This is a genomic window from Myxococcus sp. CA033 (genome assembly GCF_013336625.1).
GTDB classification, from domain to species: Bacteria; Myxococcota; Myxococcia; order Myxococcales; family Myxococcaceae; genus Myxococcus; species Myxococcus llanfairpwllgwyngyllgogerychwyrndrobwllllantysiliogogogochensis.
In genome coordinates this window covers 137012-150308 of sequence record NZ_JABUMU010000024.1, presented here as the reverse complement: position 1 = coordinate 150308, position 13297 = coordinate 137012, and the positions used below count along the sequence as shown (strand labels likewise).

Annotated in this window: 14 protein-coding genes; 5 read left to right on the top strand and 9 right to left on the bottom strand. The window is 69.0% G+C overall.

Annotated elements, in window-relative coordinates:
- The first annotated feature begins 36 nt into the window (after positions 1–36).
- Positions 37–1005, top strand: coding sequence for a peptidylprolyl isomerase (locus HUA78_RS37050; protein WP_174468145.1), 969 nt, complete (start codon positions 37–39; stop codon positions 1003–1005).
- A 33-nt stretch (positions 1006–1038) separates the two neighbouring features.
- Entirely contained in the window at positions 1039–2064 is a 1026-nt protein-coding gene (gene pdxA / locus HUA78_RS37045) for a 4-hydroxythreonine-4-phosphate dehydrogenase PdxA (protein WP_174456958.1), read from the top strand.
- Here the strand turns inward: pdxA and HUA78_RS37040 are convergent.
- Positions 1988–2320 carry a hypothetical protein gene (locus HUA78_RS37040; RefSeq protein WP_141648239.1) on the bottom strand — a complete coding sequence of 111 codons (333 nt, stop codon included), beginning with the start codon at positions 2318–2320 and terminating at the stop codon, positions 1988–1990. The genes pdxA and HUA78_RS37040 overlap by 77 nt on opposite strands.
- 208 nt (positions 2321–2528) lie before the next feature.
- Between HUA78_RS37040 and HUA78_RS37035 the strand changes: the two genes are divergently transcribed.
- A complete protein-coding gene (locus HUA78_RS37035; RefSeq protein ID WP_141648240.1) occupies positions 2529–3953 on the top strand; it encodes an MATE family efflux transporter in 1425 nt (474 codons plus the stop codon).
- Between the two features lie 19 nt (positions 3954–3972).
- On the opposite strand, the gene HUA78_RS37030 is transcribed toward HUA78_RS37035, so the two are convergent.
- Together HUA78_RS37030 and HUA78_RS37025 are read right to left on the bottom strand one after the other, a co-directional pair.
- Positions 3973–5937 carry an AgmX/PglI C-terminal domain-containing protein gene (locus HUA78_RS37030; RefSeq protein ID WP_174456959.1) on the bottom strand — a complete coding sequence of 655 codons (1965 nt, stop codon included), beginning with the start codon at positions 5935–5937 and terminating at the stop codon, positions 3973–3975.
- A gap of 312 nt (positions 5938–6249) precedes the next feature.
- Entirely contained in the window at positions 6250–7335 is a 1086-nt protein-coding gene (locus HUA78_RS37025) for an aldo/keto reductase (RefSeq protein WP_141648242.1), read from the bottom strand.
- A 275-nt stretch (positions 7336–7610) separates the two neighbouring features.
- Between HUA78_RS37025 and HUA78_RS37020 the strand changes: the two genes are divergently transcribed.
- Both HUA78_RS37020 and HUA78_RS37015 read left to right on the top strand, forming a co-directional pair.
- Entirely contained in the window at positions 7611–8027 is a 417-nt protein-coding gene (locus tag HUA78_RS37020; protein ID WP_174456960.1) for an SgcJ/EcaC family oxidoreductase, read from the top strand.
- Between the two features lie 117 nt (positions 8028–8144).
- The gene (locus tag HUA78_RS37015; protein ID WP_141649374.1) at positions 8145–8720 is read left to right on the top strand and encodes a carboxypeptidase-like regulatory domain-containing protein; all 576 of its coding nucleotides are present in this window, start codon (positions 8145–8147) and stop codon (positions 8718–8720) included.
- Between the two features lie 15 nt (positions 8721–8735).
- On the opposite strand, the gene HUA78_RS37010 is transcribed toward HUA78_RS37015, so the two are convergent.
- The 6 genes from HUA78_RS37010 to HUA78_RS36985 are packed head-to-tail and all read right to left on the bottom strand — an operon-like array spanning position 8736 to position 13156.
- Complete coding sequence (locus HUA78_RS37010) at positions 8736–9146, bottom strand: response regulator (RefSeq protein WP_174456961.1); 411 nt, start codon at positions 9144–9146, stop codon at positions 8736–8738.
- Positions 9146–9895 (bottom strand): ATP-binding protein, encoded by a 750-nt coding sequence (locus tag HUA78_RS37005; protein ID WP_141649372.1) that lies wholly within the window; start codon positions 9893–9895, stop codon positions 9146–9148. Before HUA78_RS37005 ends, HUA78_RS37010 begins: the two co-directional genes overlap by 1 nt.
- 3 nt (positions 9896–9898) lie before the next feature.
- Complete coding sequence (locus tag HUA78_RS37000) at positions 9899–10675, bottom strand: response regulator (RefSeq protein WP_246137892.1); 777 nt, start codon at positions 10673–10675, stop codon at positions 9899–9901.
- Positions 10675–12096 (bottom strand): sensor histidine kinase, encoded by a 1422-nt coding sequence (locus HUA78_RS36995; RefSeq protein WP_141649370.1) that lies wholly within the window; start codon positions 12094–12096, stop codon positions 10675–10677. Before HUA78_RS36995 ends, HUA78_RS37000 begins: the two co-directional genes overlap by 1 nt.
- On the bottom strand, positions 12093–12722 hold the full coding sequence (locus HUA78_RS36990) for a RedB protein (RefSeq protein WP_174456962.1): 630 nt from the start codon (positions 12720–12722) through the stop codon (positions 12093–12095). Before HUA78_RS36990 ends, HUA78_RS36995 begins: the two co-directional genes overlap by 4 nt.
- Positions 12719–13156: a response regulator gene (locus HUA78_RS36985; RefSeq protein ID WP_141644997.1), complete on the bottom strand. Its 438-nt coding sequence runs from the start codon at positions 13154–13156 to the stop codon at positions 12719–12721. The genes HUA78_RS36990 and HUA78_RS36985 overlap by 4 nt, the downstream gene beginning before the upstream one ends.
- Positions 13157–13297 lie beyond the last annotated feature (141 nt).

Below are 13297 nucleotides of genomic sequence, written 5' to 3'. Positions count from 1 at the left end.
TGGACGGGCCCGGTGTGGTGCGGAAGGATGCACGGAATGAAGAAGCTGGTGGCATTCGTCGCTGCGGCGGCGCTCCTGGGGGGCGCCACGTCGGCGCGCGCGGAGCTGGTGGACAAGGTGGCCGCGGTGGTGAACCGCGACGTCATCGCACTGTCGGAGGTTCAGCAGCGCGCGGCGCCGGAGGTGTCGCGCCTCAATGACCCCGACCCGCGCAAGCGCGCCGAGCAGCGCGCGCAGCTCATGAAGACGGCGCTCGACACCCTCATCGGCGAGAAGCTGATGGAGGCCGAAATCACGGAGATGGGCATCTCCGCGACCGAGGGCGAGGTGGACGAGCTCGTCAATGACGTGCGCAAGCAGAACAACATCACGGACCCGGCGCAGTTCGAGCAGGTGCTCGTCGCCGAGGGCCTGACGATGGCCACGTACCGGGACATGCTGCGCAAGCGCATCCTCCGGGACCGGCTCCTGCGCATGAAGGTGGGCCCCAAGGTGAAGGTCACCGAGGAGGACCTCAAGGCCGCCTACAACCAGTACGCCCGCGCGGAGAGCGAGGACATGGAAGTCCACGCGCGCCACATCCTGGTCGCCGTGGACCCGAAGGCCACCGAGGAGCAGGTGGCCGCCGCGCGCAAGAAGGCGGAGGGCATTGCCCAGGAGGCCCGTCGCGAGGGCATGGACTTCTCCGCCCTGGCGCGCGCGCGCAGCGAGGGCCCCAGCGCCGCGGACGGCGGAGATTTGGGCTGGTTCAAGCGCGGCGTCATGGTGCAGGCGTTCGAGAAGGTCGCCTTCAACCTCAAGGATGGCGACGTCAGCGAGCCGGTGCGCACCAACTTCGGCTGGCACATCCTGAAGGTGGAGGAGCGCCGCTCCGTCGCCGCGACGACCTACGAGGAGATGCGTCCGAAGCTGGAGGGGAAGCTGCTCCAGGAGAAGACGGACAAGTTCCTGGACCAGTACGTCACGGAGCTGAAGCAGAAGGCCAGCATCGACGTGAAGATGTAGCCTGTCGTCCCCACGCGGGGGATGCTCGCCACCGTGAGCCTCCCCCTCGTCGGTATCTCCCTGGGTGATGTGTCGGGCATCGGGCCGGAGGTGACGGCCGCGGCCCTGGCGCTCCCCGCCGTGCGTCGCGCGCTCATCCCCGTCGTCTTCGGGGATGGGCCCACGCTGGAGCGCTTCCCCTTCTTCCGCCGCCATGCGCGCGTGGAGCCCTCCGCCCTGGGCCGCGTCGAGTCCCCCACCGTCGTGGTGGTGACTCAGCTGGCGGCCAAGGACCGCGTCCCGGGCAAGCCCTCGCGCGAGGGCGGCCGCGCGCAGTACGCGTACGTGACGGCGGCGATTGACGCCATGCGCGCGGGACACGTGGACGCGCTGTGCACGGCGCCGGTGTCCAAGGAGGGGATTTCGCGCGCGGGCATTCCCTTCATGGGCCACACCGAGGTGCTGGCCGAGGCCTTTGGCGTGGACGTCATGATGATGATGGACGGGCCGCGCGTGCGCATCGCCCTGGCCACCAACCACGTCCCCATCTCCGCGCTGTCCAAGCTGCTCACCGTGGAGGGCCTCACCGCGCGGCTCAAGCTCTTGTCACGCAGCCTCGCGCCCGTGGTGGTGGGACGCAGGCCTCGCATCGCCGTGCTCGGGCTGAATCCTCACGCGGGCGAAGGGGGCCTGTTGGGGCGCGAGGAGGTGGAGGTGATTGGCCCCGCCATCCGCAAGGCACGCGCGGCGAAAGTCGATGCACACGGGCCGATTCCGGCGGACGGCCTCTTCGCGAGACCCGATGAAGTGGGCGCGCGGTACGACGCGGTGCTGGCGATGTACCACGACCAGGGACTCATCCCCGCGAAGGCGCTCGACTTCGAGCGCACCGTCAACGTGACGCTGGGACTGCCGGTGCCGCGCACCTCGCCGGACCACGGCACGGCCTACGCGATTGCCGGCAAGGGGCAGGCGAGCTGCGTGCCCATGGCGGAGGCGCTGCTCAAGGCCGCGCAGCTCGCTCGGCCTCCCGCGCGAGGTGGTCGGCCAGGTCCTCGCCGTCCTTCTCCGCGTCGATGAGCTTCACCTCGGAGCCCACGCCGCTCGGGGGAATCACCAGCACGCTGACCTTGTCGAGCGGGCATTCGCCCAGACAGCCCGAGGAGAACACGCGGGTGCTCGGTCCCAGGCCCCGCGCGGCCACGGCTTCCCGGATGCGGCGCGGCAGATCCACGCCCCCCAGGCGAGGGTCCAGGCGCACCGAGCAGTTGTGGCAGACGTGCAGCTCGGTCGGCTGGGAGTCCGGTGCGGCCTCGGGTGGAGGGGGTGTGCGCATCGCCTGGAAACATAAGGCGGATGAGACTCCGCCGCCGTAAGCTGGAGCGTGGGTGCCGAGGGGCGCCCACACCCGGAAAGACGACGTCACCCTCCTGGATCCGCGTTGAACCTCAGGTTCCTGGCGAGTTCCTTCCACGGCCCATGCACGGGTGAGGGCCGACCTTGAGGGACTTTTCGATGGGAATCAGAAACACGAGTCGCAGGTCATGAAGGCGCCTTTCGGCAGAGACCTGACGACAGGCAGCATCCCCCGACACCTGGTGGCCTTCTCCATCCCGATGTTGATGGGGAGCTTCCTTCAAACGGCATACAGCTTCATCAACGCCATCTGGGTGGGCCGGTTCCTGGGCACAGAGGCGCTGGCGGTGGTGACGGTGAGCTTCCCCGTCGTCTTCGTCCTGTTCTCCATCGGCATGGGCCTCACCATGGCGACGAGCATCCTGGTGTCGCAGAACTACGGCGCCCGGAGGATGGACGAGCTGCGCAAGGTGGTCGACAGCTCCACGGTGCTCATCTACTCGCTGGGCGTGGTGCTCACGCTGCTGGGCGAGTGGCTGGCGCCGACCATCCTCACGCTGATGGACACGCCGCCGGAAATCCATGCGGAGTCCGTCAGCTACCTGCGCATCTTCCTGTTGTCGATGCCCCTGGGCTTCGGATTGTTCCTCACGCGCAGCCTGCTGCAGGGCGTGGGTGACTCGAAGACGCCGCTGTATTTCCAGGCGGGCTCCGTCCTGCTCACCACGGTGCTGGACCCGGTGCTGATGTTCGGCTGGCTCGGGTTGCCCAAGCTGGGATTGAACGGCACGGCCTGGGCCACGGTGGTATCGCAGCTGCTGGCGCTCATCACGCTGCTCATCTATCTGCGCATGAAGGATGTCCCCGTCGCGCCGCGCAGGCCACGGCTGGCGCACCTGGGGCCCACCACCTGGAAGACGCTGCGCATCGGCGTGCCGGCCGCTGTGCAGCAGTCGCTCGTGTCCATCGGCATGGTGTTCGTGACGGGACTGGTCAACGGCTTCGGCGAGGTGTCCACGGCGGCGTTCGGCGCGGCCTCGCGCATCGACCAGATTGCCTTCATGCCAGCGATGACGTTCGGCATGGCCGTGTCCACGCTGGCCGGACAGAACCTGGGGGCGGGCCGTTACGACCGCGTGCAGGAGATCTTCAAGTGGGGGTGCCTGTTCAGCGGAGGCATCACCCTGGTCATCTCGGCGGTGGCCGTGTCGTTCCCGGAGGCGCTGCTGCGCATCTTCGTCTCGGACCCGGCGGTCATCGGGCCGGGCGTCACGTACCTGCACATCGTGGGAGGGACGTACGTCCTGTTCGCGCTCATCTTCGTGAGCAACGGCATCATCAACGGCGCGGGACGCACGTTGATGACGACGATTTTCTCGCTGGTGAGCCTCTGGGTGGTGCGGGTGCCGGTGGCGTACTGGCTGTCGCGCCGCATGGGCAGCGTGACGGGTGTGTGGATTGCGATGGCCTTGAGCTTCGGCGTGTCGCTGGTGGTCAGCATGGCCTACTACTTCTCCGGCCGGTGGCGGCGCCCCCTGGTCAAGAAGGCGCCCGAGGGCCCCACCACGCCCAACCCGGGCGACGTCTTCGGACACGAGACAGGCGAGGCCTGAGCGGCCCCGCCCTCTTGGGCTAGAAGACGAACGGGAAGCGGATGGGCTCCTGCATGCGGACCGTGTGCACGGGGAACTTCCAGCCGCGCACCACGCCCTCGATGCAGCCGGCGAGCGGCGTGGCGCGCAGCGCCTGCGTGTCCATGGCGACGCTCGTCGCCTCACCGCTCGGCAACACGGACCAGCGCACCACGAAGCGCCCGTCCTTCTGCACCGACGTGTCCGCGGCATGCTGGCGCAGGCACGCGGTGATGGCGGGCTGATTGGAGACCACCACCTGCTTCACGTCCTCGGGCGTGAGGTGCTCCTTCGCGTCGAGCGCGGGCGGGACGTACACGGTCCGCGCGACGGTGGACTCGGAGGCGGCGCGCTCCTCGCCGTCTTCGGTGAAGCCGAGCTCTCGCGCGAACTCCTCGTCCAGCTCCGACTCGGTGCTGGTCGCGCCATCGGGGTCGTCCGTGGTGTCCGCCGGAGCGGAGGTCGTCTGCTCGTCGGAGTCGGGCTCCTCGAAGGTCATCTCCATCACCGCGCCCGAGGAGGCCTCCGCGACACTCTGGGTGGGAGTCGTGCTCACGGGAGCGCGAGTCGTGGGCGCGCTCTCGGTTCGGATGCTCCGCTCGCCGGACTTCACAGCCAGGGTGTCACGGCGGGCCATCAGGTCCGCGCCGCTCGGGACCGAGAAGGACGTGAGGGCGCGAGCCGGGTCCGTGGACGCACCTTGCGCGTGCAGCCCGTTCGCGATGTCGCTGATGCTTCCGGGAGGGGCCCAGACGTAGGGGCCCATGTACCGAGGGGCGACGGGGTTCATCGCGTTGGTATCGGCCACACCCGGGAAGGCCGTGCCCGCCATGAGGCCAGGAATGGCCCAGTACCCCATGGCAACCGAAGAACCCGTCTGGCCGAACTGCCACGAAGCGCTCGCGCTGTTGAGCTGGCCCGAGACGTTCGCGCCGACCAGCGCGCCTGCGTTGCCCACGCCATTGAGTTGGCCCGAGGTGTTCGCGTCGACCAGCGCGCCTGCGTTGCCCACGCCGTTGAGTTGGCCCGAGGCGTTCGCGCCGACCAGCGCCCCCGTGCTGTTCGCACTGTTGAGCTGACCCGAGGCGTTCGCGCCGACCAGCGCCCCCGAGTTGCTCGCGCGGTTGAGCTGGCCCACGGAGCCGACGCTGCCGTCGGATCCCGCCACCCCTTGCCGCGCCGAAGCACCCAGGGCTCCCTGATGCGCCGAGGTACCCGCGACGCCATTCACCGAAGGGGAACTCGCGCCTTGCTCCCAGAAGCGCACGCTCGCGACCACGAGCATGCCCGCCGCGACCACGCCCACCGCCGCGACGCCGAGCAGGACGCCAGACACCACGTCGCGGCCTCGACTCGACGCCGTCGGCGCCGCCACGGGGCCACCCCAGGCGTGCTGCTGCCCTGGCGCCATGGAGCCGTCCCAGGCGTGCTGCTGCCCGGGCGCCATCGGGCCGCTCCACTGCTGCGCGGGCGGGACCATGGGAATACCCCAGGGTTGCTGCTGAAGATTGAGCGGACCCTGCACCTCGCTCACGGTGTTCTTCCGCGGCGTCGCCTGCGTGGACGAACCACCGCGAGCCGTCTTGACCGGAACCACCTTGGAGTGCCCCCACGGCAGACGCACCGCCTCCGCGACTGGCACCTCCGGATTCGCGCGCATCCACTCCGGAATCACCACGGGCGCGGACTCGGACACGGACTCACCAGGCTCCGCGTCGGAGAACGCGGGCCGAGGCGACTCGGAGATCCACCGCGTCTCCTCTTCCGCGAGGTCCAGCAGCGCGCGCATGTCCTCCGCGGCTTCGCGCGTGGGCGTGAGCGCTGCATCACCGTCGCCGTCGACTTCCGGCTCCATGGCGAGCTCTCGGTCCAGATATGCGTCGAGGTCGCAGTCCAGCGCCTCCGTCACACTCAGTGCCTCACCCGACTGCTCGTGCTCACAGCCATTCGCCTCGGGATGATTCATGCCCCGCGTACGGAACTGTTCGTCGCCTCCTGACAGAAGCTCGCCCACACACCCTCCCCTCAACCGCGCAGCCATTCCCGCGCCAGGGCTCGCAACGTAGGGACGCGTCCCGCTCACGCCAGCGTGACTGTCTCGCGCAAGACGTTTCTTCGCCGTGGCACGCGTTCGCTGTCCGCTGTCTCACCGCTCACGCGCGAAATACGGCGCCGCGCCACTCCTGCGCACCGACACCGCACGACGCGTGGCCACCTCACCAGCGACAACGCGCGCGGCCCACGTCGAGCACGCGCGCGAACACACCCGCTCCAGCGACTACCAGCGCTCCTCGTCGGACTTCGGAGCCATGGGCCACGCGGGCGCGGGGACACCGTTCACTGAAACTCCGCCGTGCATGAACGTGGGCGCGCCCTGAAGGAACTCCGCCGGGAAATCGAGCGTCGGCTTGGACGCGTCATCCAACGCCTTCACCTGCTCCGGCTTCAGCGTCACCTCCAGCGCACCCAGGTTGTTGTCGAGCTGCTCCAGCGTGCGCGCACCCAGGATGGTGGACGTCACACCGGGCCGCCCCTGCACCCACGCCAGCGCCACACGCGCCACCGTGGTGCCCTGCTCTTTCGCTATGCGCTGAAGCACGTCGATGAGCTTGTACGTCTTCTCCGTCAGCGAGTTCTCCGCCCACGCCCCCCGGTCCGCCTTCACCTTCCCCGCGTTCTCCCGCGTGTACTTTCCACTGAGCACGCCACTCTTCAGCGGCGACCACGGCGTCACCCCCAACCCCAGCTCCCGAGCCATGGGCACCAGCTCCCCCTCCACCGTCCGCTCCAACAACGAGTACTCGATTTGCAACGCCACCAGCGGAGCCCAGCCCCGGAAGTGCGCCGTCACCTGCGCCTGCGCCACCTTCCAGGCCGGTGTATCCGAGATACCGATGTAACGGACCTTCCCGGAGCGCACCAGGTCGTCGAGCCCGCGCATCGTCTCCTCGATGGGCGTATTCACATCCCAGCAGTGCATCCAGTACAGGTCGATGTAGCTCGTCTGGAGTCGGCGCAGCGACTCCTCGCACTGCGCCATCAACGACTTGCGTCCCGCGCCACCACCATTCGGGTCCCCCGGGAAGAGGCTGCTGAAGAACTTGGTCGCAATCACCACCCTGTCCCGCCTGCTCGGATACCGGCCCAGGTGGTCACCGATGATTTTCTCCGAGTGCCCTCGCGTGTATGCATTCGCCGTGTCGAGGAAGTTGCCGCCCCGCTCGAGGAAGCGGTCCAGGATGGCATTCGACGCCTCGACGCTGCTGCCCCAACCCAGGTCGGTACCGAAGGTCATCGTGCCCAGACACAGCGGGCTGACCCGCAGACCCGAACGGCCCAGCGTGACGTACTCATTCAGTGACATGGAGGACTCCCAAGGGAAGACGAAGGCATCCCTCACCGCCGGAGGTGGAGTCTCGACGCGCAGACGCGGGCAGGGGGGCGTGGACTATCGCGTCCATGGGAGCCGCCGCCACTCGGACGCGAGGCGTTTGACGAACAGCAAACGCCTCTGTCTGGCTTCCCCCGGAAGAACATGCTCAAACGCGGCCCGTGTCCCCACGCCACGCCTTCATCGCCCTCGTCGCGCTGATGACCGCCTGTGCTCGCGACCCTGGCGCCCTCAGGAGCCCACCGCCCATGACGCCCCACACCCCCTCCCAGACGGAGGACGTCCGCGCCCTCCTGGCACTCGAGGAGTCCATCGTCCGCGCCATCCAGGCCCGCGACACCCAGGCCCTGAAGGGCTTGATGGCGGAGGACCTCGTCTTTCGCGGCGTGGGCGACGTGGAGACGGACCGCACGGCGTTCCTCGCCAACATCGCCGCCATCCCCGGCACCCTCCTCTCTGTCGAAACCGAGACGGTGCGCGCGCACGTCTTCGGCGACACCGGCGTGCTCACCGGCACCCAGCGGGCCCGCGTGCGACTGCCCGATGGAACCGAAGTCTCCGACGTGGGGCACTTCACCGACGTGTGCCAGCGTCGCGAGGGCCGCTGGTGGGTCGTCCTCGCGCACAGCCTCCCCGCACCGCCCACCCAGGCCACGCCCGACTGACCCCAGGGCCCCACCCACACCTCCCCGTCGGGCGACCCGTGGCCGCACGAAAAATCGCGCGCCACCGGACACCGAGTGTCCTTTGCTGATACACTGAGTCCCACGGGGGTACTCAGCATGCCGCTCAATCGCGGTGAACGCCGGTGGACACTGCCGGCGCGGAACGCAGACTGGCTCGTCGTCTCGTCCGTCGACACCGACGCGAAAGAGCGCCGCCCGCGAGTGCCGGATGTGTTCGTCACGTCATCCCTGGACCGGTGGCTGTCCACCCCTTCGGCGCGCACGCTGTATGGCATCTACGAAGCGCTCGGCGGCAGCAGCCCCTTCGGCCTGACGGGCCTGGAGCGCTCCCGCTACGAGCAACGCCTCAAGCAGCGCCTCTCGGACGCCTTCACGCGCGGAGAGCTCGTCGCGCTCGAGGTGGCCCGGCCGAAGAGCGTGCCAGCGCCCTGGACGGCCAGACCCGAGGCCAAGGCCGACGAGGCCGTGGTGGAGGAGATGACCTGGCTGGCCATCGAGCTCAAGGACGAGGCGGGAAAGCCCGTCCCCAACGCGCGCTACGTGGTGAGCCTGCCCGACGGCAGCACGCGCGAAGGCACCCTCAACTCCAATGGCTACGCTCGCGTGGAGGGCGTCAATCCCGGCGAGTGCCAGGTCACCTTTCCCGAACTGGATGGCCAGAGCTGGAGCTGAACACCACCGCGAAGCTCAGGGACGACGCGGCCCAGGAGCGGACGAGGACATCCCCAGCGGTCTCTGGGGCAACAGCTTGAAGAGGAAGGCCAGGAGCGCCTCGAAATGGTCACCCTTGCGGAAGACGGCATCCACCGGCATGTCGATGGCGCTGTCGGCGCCGGTGACGAAGACCACCTTCGCGCCTGGCATGTGGTGACGCACCAACGGAATCAACCCCGTGCCGAAGCCGTCACCCAGGCTCTGGTCCAGCAACACCGCGTCGATGGGCCGCGGGTGGTTGAGCCACTTCTCCGCTTCCGCGTAGGAACCCGCTGTCACCACCGCGAACCCCGCTTCCTCCAGCAGCGCCGCGAGCGTCATCCGGTTGGACGGGTCATCTTCCACCAGCAGCAGGCAGCGCCCGAAGGTCCAGCTCGTCTCCATCACTTGCTCCCCCGTATCTCGTCATGGCCCGCGAGCCGCATCCTGGCCCCCGCCTCCGGGCGGTGCAGGAAGAGGACCTCGACGTGCGTGCCCCCCGAGGGGCCTCCGTCCAGTGCCACCTTCCCCCCATTGCGCAGCACCAATCGCTGCACGATGTTCAATCCCAATCCCGCATGGCCGGGACGTGTCGAATAGAAGGGCTCGAAGGCACGTGAATACGCCTCCGCCGCCAGCCCCTCTCCCGCGTCCTCCACGCGGATGCCCACGCCGCCCTCACCTTCTTCAACGTCCCAGGTCCGCACGGTGAGCATTCCTCCGCGCGGCATCGCTTCCACGGCGTTGTCCACCAGACAGCGCACCAGCAGCGCCAGGTCCTCCAAATCCAGCGGCACCGTGCCCCGGGCCTTGAAGTCGCGCTCCACGCGCACCTGCTCCGGCACCCTCGCCTCACGCAACCCCTGCTCCATCGCCTCGCTCGCGTGGCACAGGGGCTTGTCGCTGCTGGCCACCGGGGCGCGTCGCGTCAGCACCTCCTCGGCCGCCGCCAGCTCCCGGTCGATGAGCTGGAAGAAGGCTTCCACCCGGGCATCCGTGCTCCAGACGTCCGTCTTCTGCATCTTCCGCATCAGGTAGAACGAAGCATTGCGGACACTGGCCAGCTTGTTGCGGAGGTCATGCCGCAGCGTGGAGGCGACGACGTCCGCCACCGCGGCCCGTTCCCGCGCTTGGAGATCTGCGCGCGCGCCCATCCGTCAATTCCTCGCACCCTGGGGCCCGGAGGGCCCCTGCGCCCGGGGTTGGCCTCTCACCCGGGCAATCGCTTGCACCAATTCCCGCAGCGGCACCGGCTTGGTCATACACACCACCGCGCCCTGCGCCGCCACCTTGCGTAACAATTCTGGCACCACGTGCCCGGACATCGCGATGACGGCCACGGACAAATCCGCCGCCTTCACCTTCGCCACCAGCTCCGGCCCGCTCATCTCCGGCATCACCAAATCCAACACGCACACGTCGAAGTCGCCCGAGCGCAGGTACGTCAGCGCTTCCTCGCCGCTGTACACCGCGCGCGCACGCAGCCCCACGGTGCTCAGCGCGCGCACCATGGCGCGCGCCACCGGCTCCGTGTCGTCCACCACCAGCACCTGGGGAGCCCGCGCCGCGCGCAGAATCGTGTCCAGCGCGTGCGCCACGTCGAAGGGCTTGGGCAGCACGGTGAAGGCGCCCTCCGCGAGCGCGTCCTCCACCAGTTCTTCCGCCGTGAAGGCGGTCATCAGCACCACGGGCATGTCCGGACGCGCCTGCTTGATGCGGCGCAGCAGATCAACCCCGTGCAGCCCGGGCATGCGCATGTCGCTGAGCACCACGTCCACCGGGTGCTCGCCCAGCAGGCGCAGCGCTTCCTCGCCGTTGGCGGCCTCCAGAACGGTATGGCCCTCCAACTCCAGGTTCGCCGCGAGCGTGATGCGCAGCCCCTCCTCGTCGTCGACCAAAAGGATGCGAGCGGGGCCCAAAGCCACGTCCTCCATCATGCGGCCTGCGCCGCCGCGGTTGCCGGGAGATGAATATGGAATTCACTACCCCGGCCGGCTTCGCTTCGCACAGAGATTGTGCCGCCGTGACGTTGCACCATGTTGGCCACAATGGCCAGCCCCAAGCCGGTGCCACGCGTCTTGGTTGTGAAGAGCGGTTCGAAAATCTTGGGCAGCACGTCCGGAGGGATGCCCGTCCCGTCATCTACCACGCGAATGGCCCACGGCCCGGTGTCGCCGCCTTCCGCCAGCACTGAAACCTGACCGGTTCTTCCCTGGGGCATGGCCTCCACCGCGTTCTGCACCAGATTCACCAGCACCTGACGGAACTGTTCCTTGTCCAGGCTCGGCACCGGGAGCGACTCGGGCACTTCGTTGAGGATGCGGACGCCCTCGCGCGAGGGGACCACGCCAATGGCCTCGTCCACCAGTGGTCGCAACGGACACGGCTGCAGCGCCGGAGGCCGCTCGCGCGCGAAGTCGAGCAGGTCGGAGATGATTTTCGCGCACGCACCCAATTCGCGCTCCATCACCCCGAGGAACTGGGGGACGCGTGGGTCATCCGCGGCCCCGATGGCATCCCGACTCAGTCGTCGGGAGAGGTAGGCATGCGCGTTGCGCACGGCGGCCAGCGGGTTGCGCAATTCATGACCCACGCTGGCGGCGAGCTGACCCACCGCGGCCAGCTTCTCTACGCGGATGAGGTGCTCCTGGAAGCCGCTCAGCTCGCGCAGGGCGCGGTCCAGCTCCGCGGACTTGTCCTCCTCGCGCTCGCGCGCCAGCTCCAGCTCCGCGCGGCGCACCGCCACTTCGCGCATCTCCCGCCGCATCACCCGGCCCGCGTGCAGGAGCACCAGGTTCAGGAAGCCCACCCAGAGCGCATGCTCCAGGAAGCGCCACCACTCCGCGTTGGGCAGGCCGTACACGGACTCCGGCCACAGGACGCCTCGGATGACGTGGTCCGCGACGGTGGCGCACGTGGCCGTCAGGAGCACCCACGGGTCCCGGTACAGGGAGAGGAACGCGAGCGAGACGAAGATGTGGAAGTGCGTCTCGATGCGCCCACCCGTCAGGTGGATGAGCAGCGAGGACCACAACATCTGCGCCAGGGCCACCCCGTGCCGGGTGGAGACGGCCCCGGGGCGCCAGCGCGCCAGCGCGAGGGGGAACACGGTGAGCGCGGCGCCGAGGAAGAGCGCGGCGTACACGTGGGCGTGGAGGGCGCGGTCCTTGCCCTCCCAGCCGTAGGGCGAGACGAAGAGGGCCACGAGGATGCCGAAGGCCCATTGGGCCAGCATCAGTCCCGCGAAGAGGCGGTCCGTGCGGCGTCGCACCGTGGTCAGGTGCTCGTGGAACAGCAGAACGGCGCGTTCCTTCAGTGCCACCGTCGGGCCGCTGGCATCCTCCGTGGGCTTCATGGGGTGTTCGTGGCCCGGGCCTCGGGCGGTTCCTCCAGTGCGCAACCGTAGACAGCGTGCTCCGACGACCCGCCCACCCCACCCGCCTCCCGCAGCAGCGCCTCCACGGCGTCCCGCCCCGGGTTGTCACCTCGGTGTCCCCGCGCCCCGGTGATTCCACCGCTGAAGCGGAGCCGACCGGCGGCATCATAGAGCAAGGAATGTCCGGAAGTGACTGCTCCAAACCGGCGAGCTTGCTCGCCTCCCGCGTCCTTGAGCACCGTGACGCCCGGAATCGCGGCGGCGGCGCGCCACAGGGGGCCTTGTGTCCAGTCGCCGGAAGTGCCCTCGGGCTGGAGGAACAGGACGCGCGCGTCGAGCTGGCCCCGGGCGTGCTCCATCAGGACGGACAGCTCGCCCAGGCTGGCGCGCGTGCAGGGGCAGCGCGGGTGGGCGAGCATCACCAGGGTGGGCCGGCCCTCCGCGCGGGGAGGACTCACGGACGAAGGCCAGCGGGCTGGAGACTCGTGGGCGGTGCCCGGGGTGAGGGCATGTCGGGCGAGCAGCGCGAAGCCCACCACCATGGCGACCAGCCACAGCAGTCCCATCAACAGCCACCCTCCCCGCGACAGGGGGGGAACCTTCATCGGGGCCCCCACTTGTGCTCGGCCAGGCCGGAGGACAGTCGGCTCATGTCGCGCTTGAGGCGCGCGGACTCGGCGGCGCGGCGGATCATCGCGATGAGGTCCGGGGGCTGGTAGGGCTTGAGCACCAGGTAGAAGAGGCCCTGCGCGTCCAGGCGGTCTCTCCAGTCGAGGTACTCGCGAAAGCCCGTCACCAGCACGCCCGCGAGGTGGGGATATTGGATGACGGCCTCGCGCAGCAGTTGGATGCCGCTGGGGCCGGGCATGTGGAGGTCGGTGCACAGGACGTCGAACGGACGCAGCCCGAGCATCCGGCGCGCGGTGTGCGCGTCATGCGCGGTCTGGACCTCGAAGTCCTCGGAGAGCACGGCCGCGGTGGTGGCGAGGACAGCTGCCTCGTCATCCACCAGCAGCACTTGGAGCCGCGGGGCATTCATGGCGGGGACCGCGCGAGGATAGCGCCATCCCCGCCAGAGCGTGAGGGGATGCGGTGGACTGTTCGCCAATGGCGGGCATCCGGTACGCCAGCGCTAGAGGGCGGGCACCTACATGTATGTGCGGGCGGACCTCGCGTGGAT

Bases quoted from the DNA above. Each gene is read 5' to 3' on its own strand.
- HUA78_RS36995 (WP_141649370.1), bottom strand. From the start codon at position 12,096: ATGAAGCCCACGGAGGATGCCAGCGGCCCGACGGTGGCACTGAAGGAA.
- HUA78_RS37035 (WP_141648240.1), top strand. From the start codon at position 2,529: ATGAAGGCGCCTTTCGGCAGAGACCTGACGACAGGCAGCATCCCCCGA.
- HUA78_RS37015 (WP_141649374.1), top strand. From the start codon at position 8,145: ATGCCGCTCAATCGCGGTGAACGCCGGTGGACACTGCCGGCGCGGAAC.
- HUA78_RS37025 (WP_141648242.1), bottom strand. From the start codon at position 7,335: ATGTCACTGAATGAGTACGTCACGCTGGGCCGTTCGGGTCTGCGGGTC.
- HUA78_RS36985 (WP_141644997.1), bottom strand. From the start codon at position 13,156: ATGAATGCCCCGCGGCTCCAAGTGCTGCTGGTGGATGACGAGGCAGCT.
- HUA78_RS36990 (WP_174456962.1), bottom strand. From the start codon at position 12,722: ATGAAGGTTCCCCCCCTGTCGCGGGGAGGGTGGCTGTTGATGGGACTG.
- HUA78_RS37020 (WP_174456960.1), top strand. From the start codon at position 7,611: ATGACGCCCCACACCCCCTCCCAGACGGAGGACGTCCGCGCCCTCCTG.
- HUA78_RS37040 (WP_141648239.1), bottom strand. From the start codon at position 2,320: ATGCGCACACCCCCTCCACCCGAGGCCGCACCGGACTCCCAGCCGACC.
- HUA78_RS37010 (WP_174456961.1), bottom strand. From the start codon at position 9,146: ATGGAGACGAGCTGGACCTTCGGGCGCTGCCTGCTGCTGGTGGAAGAT.
- HUA78_RS37000 (WP_246137892.1), bottom strand. From the start codon at position 10,675: ATGGAGGACGTGGCTTTGGGCCCCGCTCGCATCCTTTTGGTCGACGAC.
- HUA78_RS37030 (WP_174456959.1), bottom strand. From the start codon at position 5,937: ATGAATCATCCCGAGGCGAATGGCTGTGAGCACGAGCAGTCGGGTGAG.
- HUA78_RS37050 (WP_174468145.1), top strand. From the start codon at position 37: ATGAAGAAGCTGGTGGCATTCGTCGCTGCGGCGGCGCTCCTGGGGGGC.
- HUA78_RS37005 (WP_141649372.1), bottom strand. From the start codon at position 9,895: ATGGGCGCGCGCGCAGATCTCCAAGCGCGGGAACGGGCCGCGGTGGCG.